The organism is Exiguobacterium sp. UBA1053, from assembly GCF_002316465.1.
Taxonomy (GTDB): domain Bacteria; phylum Bacillota; class Bacilli; order Exiguobacteriales; family Exiguobacteriaceae; genus Exiguobacterium_A; species Exiguobacterium_A abrahamii.
Map to the genome: position 1 here is coordinate 137,660 of NZ_DCDO01000018.1, position 19,129 is coordinate 156,788.

Here is a 19,129-nt window from a genome sequence, read left to right on the forward strand (position 1 = left end):
ATCTTACTTATCAGATAAAGGATCAGTCTATCTTGTCGAATATCTCGTTTCACGTGACGAAAAAATCGTCAATTGGCATCATTGGGGAGAGTGGGAGTGGCAAGACGACACTCGGACGATTGATTCTCGGTCTGCTCAAACCCACACATGGTTTGATTTCCTTACATGGAAAGGTATTTCCGAGTGGGCAACGAAACGAACGGCGAGCTATTCAAGCCGTCTTTCAACATCCTCTCGCTTCCTTTAATCCAGAATGGACGGTGCGGGAATCGATTCTTGAACCGTTTCGTCGGCATCGTCCGATCTTACGGCATTTCCCAGCGACGTCAGAAGAAAATCTCATTACAGCCCTCGCGCTTGCTGTCGGGGTGGAGGAACGGTTATTCGATCGATTACCTCATCAATTGAGTGGGGGACAAATTCAGCGTGCTGCGATCGCCCGCGCGATTTCGATTGAACCCGACATCATCGTGATGGATGAGCCGACGACGGGGCTTGATGTCGTCTCTCGCGCACAGATCATCGAGCTCCTAGAACGCCTGCAGCACACACTCGGTGTCAGTCTCGTATTGATCTCGCACGATATCGACTTCATCCGGCGTCTCTGTTCTGAAACACTCGTCTTACGTGATGGTCGTGCTGTTGATTTGATTGATCGATTGGAATCAGGTGGTGCGTATACCCAACGATTCGTCGAGGCCGGAACATGGTAAACGCACAACCGACGCACAAAACGTACTGGTTACTCGCGTATCCGCTGATTCTCTCAAGTATTGCGACACCCTTGCTTGGTGTGACCGATACCGTCGTCATCGGTCAATCCGGTGATCCACGGGCGATCGGCGGCATCGCCGTTGGAGCCGTCTTCTTCAATACGATTTATTGGTTGTTCGGTTTTTTAAAAGTGAGTACGACAGGATTCAGCGCTCAAGCAAGCGGGGCGAATGACGTGCACGCCTTACGGACGTCCCTCTACCGACCGTTGTTTCTAGCAGCCTGCATTGGTCTGCTTATCCTGTTGTTCCGACAGCCGCTCGAGCAAATCGGACTGTACTTACTGGCACCACCCGTTGACTTGCTTGATGCGGTCAAAACGTATATCTCATACCGGATGATCGGCGCACCGTTCGTGTTGATGGGGTATGCGTTACTCGGCTGGTTGATTGGTACCGGTCAGGTCAAGCACGCCTTGTTCGTCCAATTGTTCAGTACAGGAGTCAATGTCGTTCTCGATATCGGATTCGTCTACGGATTGAATGCCGGTGTTGCTGGAATCGCGGTTGCGACCGTCATCGCGGAGATCAGCATCGTCGTCTGTAGTCTGTACCTGATTCGTGGTCATTTGGCGATGACACGTGATGAATGGCGTGCCTTGACGGCGTGGCACGCGTACCGTCAATTCTTTCAAGTCAATCGTGACTTGTTCATTCGTACAATTTTCCTTCTACTCGTCACTGGCTGGTTCACACGTGCTGGAGGACAATTCGGACCGAATGTCCTCGCAGCCAACGCGATTCTGTTACAAATCCAGTATTTGATTTCGTACTGGTTCGGTGGACTCGGTCATGCGTCAACCGTTCTCGTCGGTCGGGCGAGAGGGAATCAGGATCAGGCAGGATACCGGACGAGTGTCCGTTTGGCACGGACGTTCGGATTCTACTCGGTCGTCTTCTGGTCACTAGTGCTCCTCTTCCTTGAGACACCGCTCCTTCAATTGTTCACTTCAGAAGAGGCGATCTTAGACGCAGCGCGCGATTATTACTTCTGGATCATCATCCTACCGCTTCTCGCCGGTTGGGCGATGATTTATGAAGGCATCTTTGCCGGACGGGTTGAAGCAACACCCGTCCGAAATTCGATGATTCAAGCAGGCATTGGTTTTGCGGTCGTCCTCCTGCTGACACCGACTTTTGGAAATCAGGGCGTCTGGGCAGCGTTTTTGACGTTCTTCTTGATTCGCTCCTTATCGTTGATTCTCGTAGAAGCAAGACGATGAAAAACCCGCTGTTTCCCTCGCGCGCAAAGGGAACAGCGGGTTATTTGTCGTCGATCGCTAAAGGACGGACGAAGAGGGCGTTCAAGTGATGGACGAGCACATGACGCAGGCGTTCTTTTGGTAATCGTTCTGGTCGAAACAGAGCATGAAAGGCTAACCCGTCAACGAGTGCTGCGAGCCGTTCACTCTCAAGCTCAATGTCTAAGCCCGCGCGGAGTGTACCGTCCGGAATCTGTGTCAACAGTACTTGAACCATATGGTAGATATCGTCCGGATTTTCCGTCGCTTGCGACGTATACGCGGACATCATGAATTGAAACCAGACCTGCATCTCGAGCTGATGCTCGGGTGCATAAGGCAAGACCTCAAGTAAGACGTCACATAACGTTTCTTCCGGAGTTCCTCCTTTCTCGAAAATGGTTGTGATGCGTCCCTGGACCCGCTCTTGGACGAGGTCCATCGAGAAGCGAAGCAACTCGTCCTGGGTCGTGAAGTAATACCGCAAGGCACCCAGCGAGAGTCCCGCTTCCTTGGCGATCGTCCGGACACTGGCTTGTTCAATACCGACTTGAGAAATCGTGCGCCACGTCGCTTCCGCGATGAGGCGTTTGCGTTCTTCGTGATTGACTTGTTTTGGCATACAGTGAGTATATCATCTTTTTAGCACGAATGTATTAAAAAGACTAGTCAAACTATGAAAGAGGTGTTATCTTTATGATACAGTCGTATTAAAAAAGGAGAGGATTGATATGCAACTCGTCGCGTGGGCAATCGTCGGTTGTGAGATTTTATTTTGGGTATTCATCGTCGCCGGACTGATCGTGCGTTATGGATTCAGGCGCGAAAGACTCGGTTTTCGATTGATGGCGATATCGTCTTACTGCTCTTAACAGTGTTTGATTTAAGTCGCGGCAGTACTGCAACGCTCGCGCACGGACTTGCTGCGATCTATATCGGTGTCTCACTCGCTTTCGGGAAGCAGATGATTGCCTGGGCGGACGGGATGTATCGCCGGTTCATCCTGAGAGAACAAGTATCACGGGAGCGAATTTCAAAGGCGCGTAAAGAGCGCAACGGGTTCTATCGGCACGTGCTGGCCTTTTTGATTGGTGGGGCGTTACTCGGAGCGATGATTTTGTGGCTGGGAGATGCTGAGCAGACGGAGAGTCTCTTACGGACGTTACAACTGTGGGGGCTCGTCCTCGTGATCGATGGGATCATCTCGATGAGTTACACCGTCTTTCCGGCTCGATCCAAATAAAAAACGAACCTTGTCTGTCAGCGGTCGACAGTGAAGGTTCGTTCCCGAATCGTATTCGTATGGACTTGTTTCCGGGCGTCAATCGAATCCCGAATGTGTATGATGTAGCGGCGTCCTTTTTTGTATCCAGAGCGCGGTGGTTTGATTCGGATTTCTTTGCCGTCAAGGACTTCAATCTCCGTTTGCATCCGTTCACCGTTCGAATCCGTCACGGTGACTGTTCGGTTCGAAACTTGCTCCTTCCGTAGTCCTTTCGCGTATTCGATGTCGAAGGTATGATACGAGGAGATGGAGCGGGCACGTGATTTGAAGTGCGGCTCGTCCGTCCGTTCATCGAGAGTGCAGTAGCAACCCGTGAACAAAAGACTCGCCGAGAGGAGTATCGAAAATAGATGTTTCACGAAAACGCTCCTTTATGTATTTGGTAATTTTAGTATAAGACAAATTTTGGGTTACGACAATCCTTCTTAAGACCGAGTCGTTGACATCTATTAAATTCAAGCAGCTCCATGCTATAATCGACCGAGAGAAAGGAAGCGATACACCATGCCAGTACAACCAGACCAACGCGAGATCATCGTCTCGATTCGGACGAGTTATGATTTTAAAGCTGATACCGGTCGCGCGATCCGCGTCATCGAGTTTCACGGACGCCGGACGACACTGTTCGATACGTTCGAAGCATCATCACCGAAACGGATGATCTTGATCGAGATGATTCGTGCCGTCCAATCATTCAAGGAACCCTTCCACATCATCTTCAACGTCGAATGTAACTTCGGTTTCAAGTATTTGACGGATCAGCGGAAATGGGAAAACCGGGATGTCGGGAATACGTTCCTCGACTTGATTGAACAAGGTGGTCATACGTATGAATTAAGAGACAGCTCGTTCTATGAAGGCGGAAAAGCCCTCCAAAAATGGCTCGGCAACACCTTAAAGCAAAATAGCTGAAAAAAAGGCTGATTCCATGATGGAGTCAGCCTTTATCCGTTGCATCGATTGTCTCGCTTTCGAGATACCGGTACAACGTACTTTTACTAATACCGGTCTGTTCGCGGATATCAGCGAGCGAATAGTTTTTACTTTGATACATTGCGATCGCGCGGCGGACATTTTCATCCGGCTTCCGGGGGCGACCGGTCTGCTTTCCTTGTTCTTTTGCTTTTGAGAGTCCGGCACGCGTCGACATGCTGATGACGTCACTTTGCAGCTGGACCAGGTGGCGTGCCGTTTCAAGAAACGACAAGGAGGCACGCTCGCTCGTCCGAATCTGTTCGCGGAGTGACCACAGCGTCGCACCGCGTGTCTCCATGTGCTCGAGCATCTCGATCAAGTGCCGCGTCGAGTCTGCTAAGATGTAGAGATGCGTGACGATGACTTCGTCTCCCGTCTGAAGGGTTTCGAGCATCTGTTCTAATTCCGTCCGTCGTTTGGCCGAATCATGCGTCTCGATGACACGTGTCGTCACATCAATCTTGTCGGCTTCCGCTTGTTGCGTAGAACAGTCTGGATCATCCGGATAGGGTCTCATGTAGAAATATTGCATGAATGGAGCTCCTCTCTGTCGATCACGATCGACGTCAGTTCCTCATCAGTATACCGTATTCTCACCTCCGTGCCGCAGAAAACCGAAAACATGCCTTTCTTCTCATGTTCGTATCGACTAATTTGTGGTAAATTGAGTGGAAGTAAGTTTCTCGGACTCATCCCGATACCATTCATTCTTTTTAAATGAGGTGCTCATCATGAACAAAGAAGATCATCAACTCGCCCGTCAGCTCTTGACGACCTATTTCATCGGCACACAGTTAGCGACGGTCCATGTCGCAGGCTACGTCACGCTCGAATTCATCAATTTGTTCGATACGACTGCGCCTGAACTACGACTTCGGATCGAGACGGACCGCTTGTTTTACGGCGATGTCGAGACGACACAGGACTGGGTCGTCCGCCATGCGACGAAGGAAGAGATGTTACACTTGATCGTCTCGCTTCACGCGGAACGCATCACCGGTGTCCGGATCGGAAAGACGGCACCCCACTTATTCCTAACGTTTAGCAACGGACAAACGCTCGTCTTAAACGGATCGGATACATATTATGAATCGTGGGCGATCGATATCGGTCTCGCACCACACCGAGCCGACGCGACGATCGTTGCCGTACCGGGTGACGAACTTGCCGTCTTCTCCGGAATCGGTGAACAAGTTGAAGACTAAGACACGCATGGAGTGGTGCGACTGGATCATGCCGCTCGTTGCGTCACGTTATCCGGATCATTGCGCTATTTTACTTGCCGGCAGTCATACGCGAGGGCAAGCGACCGCTCAATCAGATGTCGATGTGATCATCTTTGAAGTGAGTCGAGGTCAGGCATACCGGGAATCGTTCATCCATGACGGTGTCCCGGTCGAAGCATTCGTCCATTCCTTTGAGACGATCCAGCCGTTTTTCGAGAGTGACCGGGAACGTGGTCGCCCGTCCCTGCAACGAATGATTGCTGACAGCTGGACGATCGAGGATCATCCGCGACTTGCAACTATCCGTCAGGAAGCCGTTCAACAATTGGCGGACGGACCTGTTGCGTGGACGACTTCGGAACAAGAGCGCGCACGTTATTTTTTAAGTGATATGCTCGACGACTTCGAGAGTGTGACGAACCGCGCGGAAGGTTTAGCGATTGCATCACGTTTATATGAACAGAGCATCGAATTCGTCCTTCGTGCCAATCGTCGCTTCATCGGACAAGGAAAGTGGGCGATTCGTGCTCTTGCGGAGTTTGACGAAGACTATGCCAGTCGACATACGCTGGCATTCGAGTTGTATTATCAATCAGATGACCGACGAGAAGTCGTCGCGTTAGTCGATGATTATCTTGCCCCATTCGGTGGGCGTTATTTTGACGGCTTTACGCTCGGGAAACGATAACAAGCAAAAGGAGGTACGCTTTCGGATCAATCGACCGAAAACGTGCCTCCTTATCGTTCGCTTTTGTTTAACGCCAATGGGACGGACGGAGTAAGCGACGCGGTAACTGTGTCGCGGCATTACCGACTGCCGCATTGATTTGTGCCTGTGTCAAAAAGAGCGCGTCCGTCAGATCGGCGTCCTTGACGTTACAGTCTCGCAAATCAGCCCCAAGAAAGTTGACTCCGCGCAGGTTACTGTGCGACAAGTTCGTCGCGAGCAACCACTGATTCTGAACACTGGCACCTGAGAAATTACGTCCTTGTAGCTGTTTTCCGACCCAGTCGCGTGGTGTCTGGTCGCGTCTTCCGCTATACTGAGCTTGAACACGCGATGCAATCATTTCAAGGAGTGGTCGAACGGTTTGACGAACCGTTATCAAGTCAAGTCGTTCAAATTGATCGGCTGGTAATGCCGCGTACCGAGTCAGTGCGGCAAGCGTCTCATCGAGTTGATCGTGGATGTCACGCGTGACATCACGTTTCCCGTCGGTTATGTACCACATCATTTCAAACAAATGAACCATCTTCGGGAAGGCAGCATAGATCGCTTGGCGTCGCTTAGGTGCATCATCGCCTTCGAATGTCCGCTGTGACAGATGCTGTCCGGCACCGAAACAATCATAGACGGTACAGCCTTTGTAGCCGCTATCGCGTAACCGGTCATGGATGCGACAGCTGTAATCCGCGTCAAGATTACGACACGGTGTTGCTTCCGGTTTGTCATGACCAAAATCACTGGATTTCGAAAAAGCGAGTGCGGTACAACATAAACCAAAACACTTCGTACAATCAATCTGGAATGTAGGTTCCATCGGATTCACCTCCACTACTACTATAACAAGAAAGGAGTCTGGACATGCTGCAATTTCAACTCAATGAAAATGAGGACGGACAGGACTGGCTCCGAAAACAAGTGCGTCAATATAATGTCGAGCGTTCACCGCTTCATGCGACGAAACGCTCCGAGGGAACACAAGCCGTCACATTACTTGCGACGCATGATGATCAACCGATCGGTGGCATCTCAGGGGAAATGTACTGGGGCTGGTTACATATTGAATGGTTCTTCGTTGCCGAAGAGGAACGAGGAAGTGGGCTCGGTACCCAATTATTCCGTCAACTGGAGGAATGGGCACGAGCAGCGGGTGTTCAGCGAATTCGCGTCGAGACGTTCTCGTTTCAAGCGCTTCCGTTTTATGAGCGACAGGGATTAGTCGAAGTCGGACGAATCGATGATTATCCACCAGGGATGAGCTATCATCTGCTCGTCAAACAGGTCGACTGATGAAACGGCGTCTTTTCCTCATCTTATTGTTCGGTCTCGTGCTCGGAACGCTGACGGGGATGCAACCACGTCAAGAGACCGCTTCTTTTACGGCGAAGCAAGTCGCTCGGTTATATACACAGATGACGAACACGACAATCGAAGCGCGCGACGTCTACTTCGTCGAACGACTATCTGACCATTATGCCGTCGCGTATCTTGAAGCGAAGCACGACCGCTTGTTTTTGCTCCTGCAACAAACCGATGATGCACAACGAATCGACCGAATCATTCGCTCGAAACAGACGATGGAGACGGATTGGTTCGAAGGTCGCTTGTTGACGACGGACGAAGGGCGATACCTTGTCGTCTACGGCATGAATGGTTCGAAGCAAATGAAATCGATCCGGTTCGAGCCGTATAAGACGACGGCTGATGGGGAGGCACCACTACGTCCAATGCAGCGCTCATTGTCTGTAGCAGATCAGGAACGTTTCCATACCGTTCAACCGTTACCGGATGCGTTCCCGCATTCGCTCTACTTCGAGATGATCGCGACGAGCGTAGACGGAAAAGAGACAATCCAACGCTTGACGTTACCAAGCGATAACGCATCCGTGTTTTCTACGACCCGTGACTTCTAGTATACTGAAGACGAAAAAAGGGGGAGAAGAACATGTGGATCGTCATGAACCAGTTACACGTCGTCAAAGGTGCAGCAGATCAAGTCGCAGCGCGTTTTAAGACGACGAAAGGAATCGAACGGATGGAAGGGTTCCACCGGATGCAAGTCCTCGTCGATATCAATCAGGAAGAAGAAGACATCGTCACGATCATGACGACGTGGTCGAATCAAGCAGCATTTCATGCATGGCAAGAGAGTCAAGCGTACAAAGGCGTGCACCATAAGCGGGATAACGGAACGTCCGAAGTCAAACCGCTCGTGACGTCGAATACCGTCACGGAATATGCGATCGTCGCTGATCACAGTGCCGCAACGGAATAACAAACAACACCCCTTGGGAGGAAGTCTCTCAAGGGGTGTTGTTTGTAACTATAGATTAGAGTGTTTTTCCGTAATCTGGGTATATTCTAACAAACTAGATGAAACGAGGTGGCACTGTATGGTATATCGTAAACCTGTCGTCTCTAGCCTGTCCGTCCTCGGTGGTATGATCCTGCTCTTTGGTTTCTTGACGAGCGGTGGCTTCATTTATCTCTACTTCTTCGTCTTACTATTCGCTTGCGTGTCCTTCTTACGTGAACCGTTGACGCGTAAAGAGTGGTTAAGAGAGGGGATTGCTTTCATCTTCTGGTGTTCCTTGATTTATTTGCTGCAACATCTCGTCTTCATGGCGTGAATCATTTTTCATATTGTTCAAACAAAGGAAGAAGGATGTCACGACCTGTAGCCGATAGGTGAATCGACACGTCACGCTTCGAATCCTTCAAGTAGACGTCGGTCTTTTTGACACGCTTATCGAGATAAACTTCGTATTGTTGTCCTTTCACTCCATCTCGGAACGTCAAGTATTTCCACTTCGCCCGTTTTCCTCGTACGTCAGCCTGTTCACTTGTTTTGATTGCTTTTTTTAATTTCCCGGATTCATCACTCGTCATCATGATCATATTGTCCCAATCGAGACCTTTCTCCGAAATACGATTTCCTTGATCATCTTCTTCAAAACGGACATGTGAGAACTGTCTTTGATGGATCAACGTCATTTCTTCATTATCCAAAACAAGATCATCTGTTGTTTGATTCGGTTCTTGGAGTTCAGTTGGTTGTTCAGTCGTGTGTCGAATCGATAATTCGTAGCGGAATTCGCGTCCGTTTTTCTCCGTTGCGATGACCGTTCCATAATGCTCGGGTGTTCCGTCACCCGGAATGAACCGGACCTTTCCCGGTTGTTTCATTGAATGGATCGGGTGTTCCGCACGCCGTCCACCATACAATTGTGGTATTCGAACCGAAACGTCGTATGTCGAACCGAATTGTTGATTGTAGACGAGATAGAGTTCGACATCACGGGTGAACGGTGTCAAAGAATTCGTATATACGAAAGACGTCGTACGTGTATCTTTTTTTGTGACATCCGTCGCCTCGATGACGAGGTAACCTGATCCTGGAAGTTCTAATGTTCGAGCAGAATGATCTGCAATCTTCTCATCAGGATTAAACCAGTCGTCTTTTTTTAATACAGTAGGCTTCACATTAAAGTTCTTCCGTTGTGGAGTCAGATCAGTCTTTTTGAAGACATCGTCTTTCTTTGGTAACGGATAGTACCCGCCTTTAAACGATGTCTGACAATATAAATACGTCTTTTTTCCAGCTTTGACGTAACGAACGGTTTGACCTTCATAATCCTCGAACGGATTTGTCATCATGACGGAATAGATATCGCCGACAGCGTAATCGGTAGGTGCATCGCTCACTTTAGACGCGCACGTTTTTTGTATGACAGTTCGTTCTTTAGCTGACAAGGTGCGAGATTCTTTTTCGTTGAATTGCCCTCCGTCATACATTTGCGATAAGTAACCCCATTTGAAATTCGGCGCATCACTTTGACAACCGCTTAATGCTAGTGTCGCTCCAAGTGTTAGTCCGATCCAGTAACGTTTGTTCATTGATTAAGCACCTCACTAAGTGCTTCACTGGTCGTACCTGACAGCTTTGCACCGTTCTTTGATCCTGGTTTGACGACATAGATTTCAAGTTTTTTAGCGCGTTTGCGTTCATATAACTCGAACATTTGGCTTTTCCCTTCGCGCATCAACGTCAATTTTTTCTGCTTTAGTTTTGTGCCTTGTGGCTCCATCACTTCGGTTTCTTTTAATTCCTGAGCGATTTTTTTGGCTAGTTTATCCGGTATTGCCGAGACGAACTTATAATCGCTATCGATAAGCTGTTTTGGTGATTGATGGATGAAACCGACATAATCGCTTGAGGATGCTTGAAGGAATCCATAATCGTAATTCACAGGTTTTGTATAGGTTTTATTAAAGCGCAAATATATCGATGTTTGCTGGACGACTTTTCCGTCCTCTTGTTTCCGAACGGTCGCGAACTGGATGGTCTGACCTGTCGCAATCGTATCCGGCAGTTGCTTGCGCTCAATCTGATAGGTTTGTCCATTCATATATTCTTGAATCGTCGAAGGGAATCCGACACGGTCACCACTGAACATCAGCTCGATCGACGATTGTTGGAAACCACCAGTCGGACTATCACGAAAAGCTACATTCAATTCGGAACCTGATAGTGACTCGGTCGTCTCAAAGAGTGTTTGTTCTTTATCTTTGCCTTTCTCTTTCATGTAGACGACGAGTTGTCCTTCCGGTGGCAAAGATAGTTGATAGGACGGGAAAAGGTAACGTCCGAGCGCTTTTAATTCTTTCTGATCTTCGTTTTCCTGTTTTTGTTGATCCGTGATTTCTTTTGGAACAGGTTTAAAGCGAACGACTGTCGATTTAGCTTTAACCGGTTGTTTTGACCAGTCGACGAATGGATAATCACTTCGCTTGATCTGATGGACCGCATAATACGCGTGGCGAATCGGCTGACAGGCCAGATAGTCCTTTTTTTCGTCTGACAGGAAACGGACGTGTTGGAACTCGCGCCCTTGGACACTCGGAGGCAGGAAGTATAAATCAAACCCTTCGTGTTGAACGTATCGGTCAGGTAAGTACTTCATGTCAGGTTTTTGCTGACAAACCTTCAACAAAGCAGTGGTTTGTTTTTTCGGGAGATCCGGTATCTCTTGCCCATCAAAGGTAGTCGAAATACCACCCCAGTAATTGGCGTCATATGTAAGGTCTAGGTATTCTTCTTTACCGCATCCGGCAAGTAGGACTGCGCCTGCGAGAATACCGGTATGTATATAGCGTCTCATGAAAACCCTCCTTCATCTTAATGACTATATTTTACCATAATTTCTAGAATAGACAGAATTTTCTATTACACTTTGACATCAAGATGTTTGACATCTCTTGACTCGGGAATAATAGATGCATGCACGGTCAATCTATTACTATGGGGGTTTTATGATGGGTACATTCATTCAAGCAGTTGATGGCACGAAAATTTATGTCGAGGATGTCGGATCGGGTCAACCGGTCGTCTTTTTACACGGCTGGCCGGCAAACAACAATATGTTCGAGTATCAAAAGAATCTGCTCGTCGAAGAAGGATACCGTTACGTCGGGATCGATTATCGCGGTTATGGTAAATCTGATGCGCCGGCAACGGGATACGATTATAAGACGATGGCGTCCGACATCAATGAAGTCATTGAACAGCTGAAATTAACGAACGTCACGTTGCTTGGCTTCTCGATGGGAGGAGGAATCGCCTTGTCCTATCTCTTGCAATACGGGGATTCAAAAGTCAGTAAACTTGTCCTCGCTGGAGCCGCAGCCCCTGTCTTTACACAACGCGACGGCTATCCATACGGGATGACAAAAGAAGAAGTCGATGCGTTGATTGCCGACACGAAACAAGATCGTCCGTCGATGCTCAAAGGATTCGGGGAAATCTTCTTTGCGAAGGAGCATCCAGAACCACTCCAACAATGGTTCCACGGTCTTAGCATCGCTGCTTCGTCCCACGGTACGATTCAGTCAGCAATCGCATTACGTGATGAAGACTTACGTGGAAAACTCGAGAACATCAAAGTCGATACGTTGATCATCCACGGTAAAAAAGACCAAGTCTGTCCGTTCGAGTTCGCGGAAGAAATGCAAAAGGGAATCCCACATGCTCGACTTGAAGTCTTCGAAGAGAGTGGGCACGGTATGTTGCTTGATGAACAGGAGAAGTTCAACGAAACGTTACTCTCGTACGTTAAAGGAATTCAAACCGTCTAATCCAACAAGCCATGGACACCCGTCCATGGCTTGTTTTTGTGTACAGAAAAAAGCGTGCGCCGGCGCACACTTTTAAGGGCGATACTTCCGCATGAACCGTTGATCGATCCAGCGCTTCAGGTACCAACCGAACGGGTGAGTCGAATACTGATTGCCATACATTGAAACTGCATGACGTGGTCCCATCGATAAAATCGTCAAATAGTTCGTTTGCGGACGATAGGTTTGCAGTGCCTCTTCCTGGACGTACCGTAAGAGGTTTGCCAGTAAGATCGGTGCTTGCCGGACAGCTGTGACGCCATTCTTTGGAATATCGGGATAAGCGACGAGGGTCGCCGCGTCACCCGCAGCAAACAGACTTGGATGATCGAGCGCTTGTAACTGTTCATTGACAAGTAGAAATCCGTCTTCCGTATAGAGCTTACTGTCCGCAAACAATGCCGGAGCTTTCGCACCCGTCAAGCGGATGATCGCATCTGACTCGATTGGTGGATGATGCTTGAAGCGGAGTGGTGCTTCATCATCTATTGGACGTTCCCGGATCCAATATACATCTAGTTCTTTTAACCGTCTCGCAATCGCTTCCGCTGCGGGGTGTCCTGAAAGCAACTCTGGATCCGTGATCAGTGTAATCGGCACACCCGCTGCTTTTAAGGACGCCGCCATCTCGACAGCCGCTGCGCCGCTTCCGATCACGACCGGACGCTTTGCTTGTTGCAGACGCTTTAATGTATCCGGTAACCGGTAGTTCGGTTTGATCGATAATCGTGTCGTATCTTCCGACCAATCGAACGAGCCGATATTTGTCGAGACGACCTCATAAGTATAGTGTCTGCCGGATGCACCGAAGACGACCTTTTCAACGGGGTCGATTTTAATGACGGTCTCTTCGATGAATTGTTTATCATAAGCGCGACACAAGGCGGCGACGTCGACACGGATCTCATCAATATCGTACGTTCCGTCAGCAAGTCCGGAGTACATGCCCGAGTAATATTGGTACGTCGAGGCGTTTAAAATCAGCCACTCGACGTCTTCTGTTGGTCCGTGTGTAATGCAATGCAGGTGAGCGTGCCCTGCACCAATCAAGAGGATTCGTTTCATGTCGTTCTCCTTCAATTTGTCTTGCTAGAGTGTACCCGGATACGGGTGGCGGTAATCATAACCAAAAGACAAGACTGATAAACAGGAGAATGACCACGAGGTAGATAATATCCTGGCGCTGAACGACTGGCACTTCATAATATGTCCGCTCTGCTGAAAAATGACGGGCTTCGAAAGCGATTGCCATCCGTTCTGCCCGCTGGATCGATCGCGAGAAGAGCGGTAAGCCGATTGATAGGAACGCATCACCAGGAAAGCGACTGTGCACGTTTCGAATCATTCGGACTTGCCGCAAGACGCGGACTTCTTCGACCAGTTGTGGCAAAAAGCGGATCCCGGCAAGAAATCCGTACGCGAAGCGAGGCGATACCTTTGCTTGGTGAATCAAGCTCATCACGAACCGGGTCGAATCGGTCGTCGTGACGAAAGCGAAACTTAAGCAGACGAACGTTGCCATCCGTAAGGCAAGTAACCAGCCGTGCATGACACTTTCCGATGTGACATGAAACCAACCAAACGACCATAGAGGATTCGTACCTTTGCCAAACGCCGCCATCATCCAGAACGTCAATAAGAATAATAGACTGTAAGGTGCGAGCCGTTTCAAGAAATCGACGGGACCCCATCCGGAGAGGAGTAGCAAAGCGATAGCAAAACTCAGGAACACCAACGTCTTGATCCAGTCATTCGTTGCAATTAAGGCAAACATGATCAAAAACAATCCGCTCCCTTTGATGACAGGATTGAGTTTAGCGAACGGTGACGCGTTTGTCTGCATTGCGCTTCACCTCCTGGAATTGGTACGAAAGTGGACGTTGTAGCTGACAGCGTTCGAGTAACGGAACGTCAGCGAATAACTCGCTCGGACGCCCGTCAAAAGCAATCCGCCCTTGCTCCATGACGAGAACACGATCCGCGTATCGGGCGACGAGTTCCATATCGTGTGTTGCCATGACGAGCGTCGTTCCGTTTTGTTGTTCCGTCAACAACTGTTCCATGAGCCGCCGCGTCGTCAATCCATCCTGTCCGAACGTCGGTTCATCGAGCAACAACACATCCTTTGACTGCCCGAGCATCGTCGCGACGCTGAGCCGTCGTTGTTGCCCCGTACTAAGCGCAAGCGGTGACTGCTGTTTGACAGATGCGAGTTCCAGCCGTTCGAGCAACGCTGTGCGCTCGTCACTCGTCGCTGCCCGGTGACTCCAGTCGATTTCCGCTTCGACCGTCAGTTTGAGAAACTGCAGATCCGGTTGTTGAAAGACATAGCCGACGTGCTCATAAAAGCGTCGCCGGGAGTAACGCTGAGCCGGACGTTCCTGGAAGCGATATGTTCCTTGATGCGAGAGCAACCGACCGAGTGTTGCAAGTAATGTACTTTTCCCGGATCCGTTTGCCCCAAGCAGCATCACCCATTCTCCTGTCTGCAGGGAAAATGTCGCATCGGTCAGCGGGTAAGGGGCTTTCGTCGATAATGCAGCGACGTGTAACAAGGCAGTGCCTGCTGTAGCGACTGGAGGAAGCACGTGAAGTCGCACTGCTTGTGGTCCATCTATGGGTAGTGTCTCTAACGTGTACGGATACAAAGAAGGAACAGAGATGCCTTTCGATTGAAGCTCTGTATAAGCCTGCGGGAACAAATCCTGCGGATGCGCCGTCGCAGTAATCGATCCGTTCTCAAGTAAGACGATCTGATCGATATATGGCAAACAGACATCGAGTTGGTGCTCGATCAAGACGATCGTTAAATCGTGTTCTTTCTGAATCCGAAAGATCAACGCCATCAGCTCGTGTTGTCCGATTGGATCAATCTGGGCTGTTGGTTCATCGAGTAATAAGATCGCCGGCTCGAGCGCTAGGACCGCGGCGAGCGCGAGGCGCTGTTTCATCCCCCCGGATAGACTCGCGATCGGTGTCGAGAAGGGGAGAGGGAGACCGACGAGTGCGAGTAAGCGTTCAATTCGTTCCTCCATCTCCGCACGTGGAATCGACCGGTTTTCTAAACTAAAAGCGATTTCGCGTCCGATCGTTTCCATGCAGAACTGTTCTTCTGGGTTTTGGAATAGCACTCCGACCGAACCGGACCGGGTAACGGTTCCCGTCTGTTCGACTTCAATCGTCTCAGGTGTCAGTCCGGCTAGGGCATGAAGCAGTGTCGTCTTGCCACTCCCGCTTCGTCCGAGCAGAAGGGTCGTTCCTTGTTCGATCGTCAGCGATACATGATCGAGCACCGACTTCATCTGACCGGGGTAGCGGATGCTGAGGTCGTCGACAGTAATCATGCGACTTCCCGTTTCGCACGTCCGGCCGCAAACCCGTTCAAGACACCGGTCGCAACAAGGCGACGGACGAGAATCGCTGCAAGCAAGCCGCCGAGTAATGCACCACTAATCAATTGTAAACCTGTTGTCGCAAGCAACGTCGTCGTCGTGTAGTAACCGAATCCGTTCGCGATCAGACTATAGACGATGCTACCAATTGCGGCTCCAACACCCGATAACATCAATGTCCAGGTGTCATAACGGCGATAACGCGTCATCGCAAAGATGAGTTCCGCACCAAGCCCTTGGCAGACCCCGATTAGAAGAGCCGATAAACCAAAGTGACTACCCGTGAACAGTTCGACGGCTGCCGCGACGATTTCCGCGATGAGGGCGGCACCTGGTTTTTGAATGATTGCCGCGACGAGCGGGCTCGCGATGATCCAGATCCCAAACATCCAGTTGGCCCCGACTGGTCCGAAGATTGCCGACATCGGTAACCAGAGTGTTGACCAACCGAGATAGATGACGCCGCAAGCGACGGCGAGCATCATCATGACCATGATTTCTTTCATTTTCCAGTGTTGCATCGTGTTCGTCCTCCTTTAAGTGGGGGAGACACCAAAAAAGACCGCCCTCCGTAAAAAGAGAGCGGTCCTCAGAAAAACTGCGCGCAGCAGGAGTCATTGGATGTGATCGCTCCACTTTCCTACGCTAGTATGAACTAGATCAGGTTCGAAGGGTCCGAAGTGAATCGTCTCAGCCAAATGGGCTCCCCTAGTGGATATGGTAATAGATGATACGCTGTTCACTTTAGGCAATCTTCTGTCTATTGTCAAGACACAAAAAAACGATACGCCACGAAGGGCGTATCGATAAACGACTTATTTGTTATCTTCGTTCTCTTCTTTTGCTTCTTCTGAAGACTCTTCCGTAGCTTCCGCTTCGTTGTCTTCACCAGCTTCCGCTTGCGCTTCAGCTTCTGCTTCTTCGATTTCCTCAAGATCCTGCTCGAGTGTAGATTCGACGACAGCTGCGACTTGAATGTCGCCTTCTGTGACGATACGGAAATCTTTTTGTTCCGGAAGATCAGCTACAGAAATCGAATCCCCGATTTCGAGGTTCGTGACGTCGACTTCGACGTTCTCTGGTAATTTATCTGGTGTTGCTGCGACTGTTACTTTAAAGAGTGTCTGTGACAGGAATCCGCCGACTTTAGCGCCAGCTGCTTCACCGACGAGTACGACGTCTGCTTCGACTTCTGTCTCTTCATCCATTTTAACGGCGATGAATTCAACGTGATCGACAGTTGGTGTGAAGACATCCATATCACGACGGTTGATCAAGACGTTAATATTTTTACCGTCGAGTTTCAGTGAAATCAAGACGTTCTCACCGTTTTCTCGAACGATTTTAAGCAATTCTTTTTCTTCAAATGCGATTGGTGTACTTTCCACTTTGTAACCATACACGACACCAAGAGCTTTTCCTTCATGACGTAATTGTTTACGGAGTGAGCGTGGACGTACCTCGCGTTTTTCGGCTGTTAATTTAACTGACATGTTCATTTCCCCCTTGAATTTAGTATAGCCCTCAAAAGGTAATGAATGTAGGAGCAGGACAAGTCCTGAACAATTTAAATATGCTAAGACAATCGGTTTCAGACTCTTTTGAATCTGACGCTTTCGTGACTTTGCATTTCTCTCCCAGGTCATTACGCTGATATTGAGAAACATGTGTGAGTAAGTCACCGGTTTGATGCGGTGCTAGTGAGTTTATACCCCTATGTTTTAAATCCTTAAACCTCTATTTTTTATTTTTTAAAGTCGAAAGACCTCCAAACCGCTTGAAATCAAGGGTTAAGAGGTCTTTCATTTCTTTCATTTTTTATGGTGATGCGTTGGTTTTCACGGACTAATACACGGATGAGACGTTCGATGTGCCGCATCGTCGTCTGTCCCATCGTTGAGATTTGGAGCCATTGATTATGGACGAGATAGTCGCTTTCATATTGAACATGATAGCCCTGGATCCGGAGAGCGTCTCCTAAAGCGGTTGCCGACGGATGGACGATCGTCAGAATTCCCGGCGCTTGTGCTTCTTGAGTCGCAAGCAGGTTAAAACCAGTCGCCCGAACGGCCTGTTCGAGATAAGTCATCTTGATAGCGGCTTGATCGAGATCAAGGGCATCCAGCGCTGCCTGACAAGCCAGCAACAAGTTCGATGAGCCGGAAAAGGCGACGCCTTCCGCATAGAGTCCGAGATCCAGATAACGTGGAATTCGTGGAGAAGGTAGGATGCTGTCTGTATGACCGATGAACGCAAGACCCGGTAAACCACCAATTGCTTTTCCGGAGACGGTCGTGACGAATTTGCAACCAGCGTATGAGAAACGTCCGGTTCCGACGGCGCTGATCGCATCGACGATGAGTGCGGTTTGTTGATCCAGCAGCGCTTTTACCGCATCAAGATCGTAGAGGACGCCCGTAGACGTCTCACAATGTGTCAACCAGATCCAGTCGTATTCCGTTTGATGCAGTTGACTCGCGAGTTGTTCTAAGTCGATTGGGTGACCGGACGGAAGCAGGTGGATATCAAATGACTTTCCTGCTCGTGCCGCGTGATCGATCAAGCGTTGACCGAACTCACCACCGTTTAGGATCAATCCGTGTCCACTCAGTTGTTGTGCGACAATATCATTGGCAAGGGTGCCACTGCCAACAGCCATCGAGACATGTGGCAAATCCAGCAACTGACACATCCGACCACGTAAATCTTGATCGAGCTGGCGCATCGAAGCCGTCCGATGCGGGCGCGGTGCTTGTTGCGCCGCTTGGCGGACTGTTGGTGCAACCTCGACCGGACCGGCTAGAAAATGCAGAGGACGTAAAACGTCCGCGATGACGGATCGTTCGTATGTTGCGCGTGACAACAACATCGGTACGAACTGGGCATCGCCACTACCGAGCGTTGCTGCGATTGGTGTGAAGCCGAACCGCGCATATAGTTTAGCTTCCCGCGTCGTACCACTGATATAGACATGATCAATCGTTTCCCGCTCCAAGTAGACCATCAAAAAGCGCATCAATTGCATGAACGTACGACTATTGCGGTATTCGGGACGAACGCTGAGTAAGCGGATTTCCGCTGGGTCCGTCAGTGTCTCATCTAACGTCACGCCCTTTTCCTCAAGCGAAAAAGGACGATGCTTTCGAATAGCAATCATCGCGACGAGTCGATCGTCTTCCTTGCCGATCAGATAGGTATTTTGATCATGAAACCGGTCAATCCGTTTCCGTTCGGTGTTCGGTTGATGTTGCGGAATCTCTTCCGTGAAGGTGAGGTAGTTCAGTTCATGGATTGCTTCCGCGTCCGAAGCGGTGGCAATGGAAAAGTCGATCATGAGAC

Annotated in this window: 23 protein-coding genes and 1 riboswitch; of the genes, 11 read left to right on the forward strand and 12 right to left on the reverse strand. The window is 49.5% G+C overall.

Translation table 11 applies throughout. The annotated features are described in order from the left end of the window. Window positions 1–32 precede the first annotated feature (32 nt). Together B3G15_RS14400 and B3G15_RS14405 are read left to right on the forward strand one after the other, a co-directional pair. Window positions 33–713: an ABC transporter ATP-binding protein gene (locus B3G15_RS14400; protein ID WP_290722006.1), complete on the forward strand. Its 681-nt coding sequence runs from the start codon at window positions 33–35 to the stop codon at window positions 711–713. Then, window positions 707–1,996, forward strand: a complete 1,290-nt coding sequence (locus B3G15_RS14405; RefSeq protein WP_290722008.1) for an MATE family efflux transporter — start codon at window positions 707–709, stop codon at window positions 1,994–1,996. The genes B3G15_RS14400 and B3G15_RS14405 overlap by 7 nt, the downstream gene beginning before the upstream one ends. 40 nt (window positions 1,997–2,036) lie before the next feature. Here the strand turns inward: B3G15_RS14405 and B3G15_RS14410 are convergent, their stop codons facing one another. Continuing rightward, complete coding sequence (locus B3G15_RS14410) at window positions 2,037–2,636, reverse strand: TetR/AcrR family transcriptional regulator (protein ID WP_290722009.1); 600 nt, start codon at window positions 2,634–2,636, stop codon at window positions 2,037–2,039. Window positions 2,637–2,789: 153 nt separating this feature from the next. Here B3G15_RS14410 and B3G15_RS14415 point away from each other — a divergent pair, with 153 nt between their 5' ends. Beyond that, window positions 2,790–3,257: a hypothetical protein gene (locus B3G15_RS14415; RefSeq protein WP_290722010.1), complete on the forward strand. Its 468-nt coding sequence runs from the start codon at window positions 2,790–2,792 to the stop codon at window positions 3,255–3,257. Window positions 3,258–3,274: 17 nt separating this feature from the next. On the opposite strand, the gene B3G15_RS14420 is transcribed toward B3G15_RS14415, so the two are convergent. Next, a complete protein-coding gene (locus B3G15_RS14420) occupies window positions 3,275–3,658 on the reverse strand; it encodes a hypothetical protein (RefSeq protein WP_029341748.1) in 384 nt (127 codons plus the stop codon). A gap of 145 nt (window positions 3,659–3,803) precedes the next feature. Between B3G15_RS14420 and B3G15_RS14425 the strand changes: the two genes are divergently transcribed. Then, window positions 3,804–4,211: a hypothetical protein gene (locus B3G15_RS14425; protein ID WP_023468357.1), complete on the forward strand. Its 408-nt coding sequence runs from the start codon at window positions 3,804–3,806 to the stop codon at window positions 4,209–4,211. 25 nt (window positions 4,212–4,236) lie between these two features. Here B3G15_RS14425 and B3G15_RS14430 read toward each other — a convergent pair whose 3' ends face one another. Continuing rightward, on the reverse strand, window positions 4,237–4,806 hold the full coding sequence (locus tag B3G15_RS14430; RefSeq protein WP_214728686.1) for a recombinase family protein: 570 nt from the start codon (window positions 4,804–4,806) through the stop codon (window positions 4,237–4,239). Between the two features lie 199 nt (window positions 4,807–5,005). On the opposite strand from B3G15_RS14430, the gene B3G15_RS14435 reads away from it, so the two are divergent. Next, window positions 5,006–5,479 (forward strand): hypothetical protein, encoded by a 474-nt coding sequence (locus tag B3G15_RS14435; RefSeq protein WP_029341746.1) that lies wholly within the window; start codon window positions 5,006–5,008, stop codon window positions 5,477–5,479. Next, a complete protein-coding gene (locus B3G15_RS14440; RefSeq protein WP_251055686.1) occupies window positions 5,361–6,188 on the forward strand; it encodes a nucleotidyltransferase domain-containing protein in 828 nt (275 codons plus the stop codon). The genes B3G15_RS14435 and B3G15_RS14440 overlap by 119 nt, the downstream gene beginning before the upstream one ends. 67 nt (window positions 6,189–6,255) lie before the next feature. Here B3G15_RS14440 and B3G15_RS14445 read toward each other — a convergent pair whose 3' ends face one another. Continuing rightward, on the reverse strand, window positions 6,256–7,041 hold the full coding sequence (locus B3G15_RS14445) for a pentapeptide repeat-containing protein (protein ID WP_214860148.1): 786 nt from the start codon (window positions 7,039–7,041) through the stop codon (window positions 6,256–6,258). Window positions 7,042–7,085: 44 nt separating this feature from the next. Here B3G15_RS14445 and B3G15_RS14450 point away from each other — a divergent pair, with 44 nt between their 5' ends. The 4 genes from B3G15_RS14450 to B3G15_RS14465 all read left to right on the forward strand — a co-directional run bounded on the left by B3G15_RS14450 (window position 7,086) and on the right by B3G15_RS14465 (window position 8,854). Beyond that, a complete protein-coding gene (locus B3G15_RS14450; protein ID WP_290722016.1) occupies window positions 7,086–7,514 on the forward strand; it encodes a GNAT family N-acetyltransferase in 429 nt (142 codons plus the stop codon). After that, window positions 7,514–8,137, forward strand: a complete 624-nt coding sequence (locus tag B3G15_RS14455; RefSeq protein WP_064299861.1) for a hypothetical protein — start codon at window positions 7,514–7,516, stop codon at window positions 8,135–8,137. The genes B3G15_RS14450 and B3G15_RS14455 overlap by 1 nt, the downstream gene beginning before the upstream one ends. Window positions 8,138–8,169: 32 nt before the next feature. Beyond that, window positions 8,170–8,499 (forward strand): antibiotic biosynthesis monooxygenase, encoded by a 330-nt coding sequence (locus B3G15_RS14460; RefSeq protein ID WP_290722017.1) that lies wholly within the window; start codon window positions 8,170–8,172, stop codon window positions 8,497–8,499. A 118-nt stretch (window positions 8,500–8,617) separates the two neighbouring features. Continuing rightward, window positions 8,618–8,854: a hypothetical protein gene (locus B3G15_RS14465; RefSeq protein WP_029341740.1), complete on the forward strand. Its 237-nt coding sequence runs from the start codon at window positions 8,618–8,620 to the stop codon at window positions 8,852–8,854. Window position 8,855: 1 nt separating this feature from the next. On the opposite strand, the gene B3G15_RS14470 is transcribed toward B3G15_RS14465, so the two are convergent. Both B3G15_RS14470 and B3G15_RS14475 read right to left on the reverse strand, forming a co-directional pair. Next, a complete protein-coding gene (locus B3G15_RS14470) occupies window positions 8,856–10,121 on the reverse strand; it encodes a hypothetical protein (RefSeq protein WP_290722018.1) in 1,266 nt (421 codons plus the stop codon). Then, the gene (locus B3G15_RS14475) at window positions 10,118–11,386 is read right to left on the reverse strand and encodes a hypothetical protein (protein WP_290722019.1); all 1,269 of its coding nucleotides are present in this window, start codon (window positions 11,384–11,386) and stop codon (window positions 10,118–10,120) included. Before B3G15_RS14475 ends, B3G15_RS14470 begins: the two co-directional genes overlap by 4 nt. A 154-nt stretch (window positions 11,387–11,540) precedes the next feature. On the opposite strand from B3G15_RS14475, the gene B3G15_RS14480 reads away from it, so the two are divergent. Then, complete coding sequence (locus B3G15_RS14480) at window positions 11,541–12,359, forward strand: alpha/beta fold hydrolase (RefSeq protein WP_290722020.1); 819 nt, start codon at window positions 11,541–11,543, stop codon at window positions 12,357–12,359. Between the two features lie 72 nt (window positions 12,360–12,431). Here B3G15_RS14480 and B3G15_RS14485 read toward each other — a convergent pair whose 3' ends face one another. The 6 genes from B3G15_RS14485 to B3G15_RS14510 form a co-directional block, all read right to left on the reverse strand. Further along, complete coding sequence (locus tag B3G15_RS14485) at window positions 12,432–13,463, reverse strand: NAD(P)/FAD-dependent oxidoreductase (protein ID WP_290722021.1); 1,032 nt, start codon at window positions 13,461–13,463, stop codon at window positions 12,432–12,434. Window positions 13,464–13,518: 55 nt separating this feature from the next. Continuing rightward, the gene (locus B3G15_RS14490; protein ID WP_290722022.1) at window positions 13,519–14,241 is read right to left on the reverse strand and encodes an energy-coupling factor transporter transmembrane component T family protein; all 723 of its coding nucleotides are present in this window, start codon (window positions 14,239–14,241) and stop codon (window positions 13,519–13,521) included. Beyond that, a complete protein-coding gene (locus B3G15_RS14495) occupies window positions 14,213–15,742 on the reverse strand; it encodes an ABC transporter ATP-binding protein (protein WP_290722023.1) in 1,530 nt (509 codons plus the stop codon). The genes B3G15_RS14490 and B3G15_RS14495 overlap by 29 nt, the downstream gene beginning before the upstream one ends. Beyond that, entirely contained in the window at window positions 15,739–16,311 is a 573-nt protein-coding gene (locus B3G15_RS14500; RefSeq protein WP_290722024.1) for an ECF transporter S component, read from the reverse strand. Before B3G15_RS14500 ends, B3G15_RS14495 begins: the two co-directional genes overlap by 4 nt. Window positions 16,312–16,410: 99 nt before the next feature. Continuing rightward, window positions 16,411–16,510: riboswitch (TPP riboswitch) on the reverse strand. 95 nt (window positions 16,511–16,605) lie between these two features. Continuing rightward, complete coding sequence (locus B3G15_RS14505) at window positions 16,606–17,283, reverse strand: 50S ribosomal protein L25/general stress protein Ctc (protein WP_055968151.1); 678 nt, start codon at window positions 17,281–17,283, stop codon at window positions 16,606–16,608. A 290-nt stretch (window positions 17,284–17,573) separates the two neighbouring features. After that, a complete protein-coding gene (locus tag B3G15_RS14510; protein WP_290722025.1) occupies window positions 17,574–19,124 on the reverse strand; it encodes a GNAT family N-acetyltransferase in 1,551 nt (516 codons plus the stop codon). Between the last annotated feature and the right edge of the window lie 5 nt (window positions 19,125–19,129).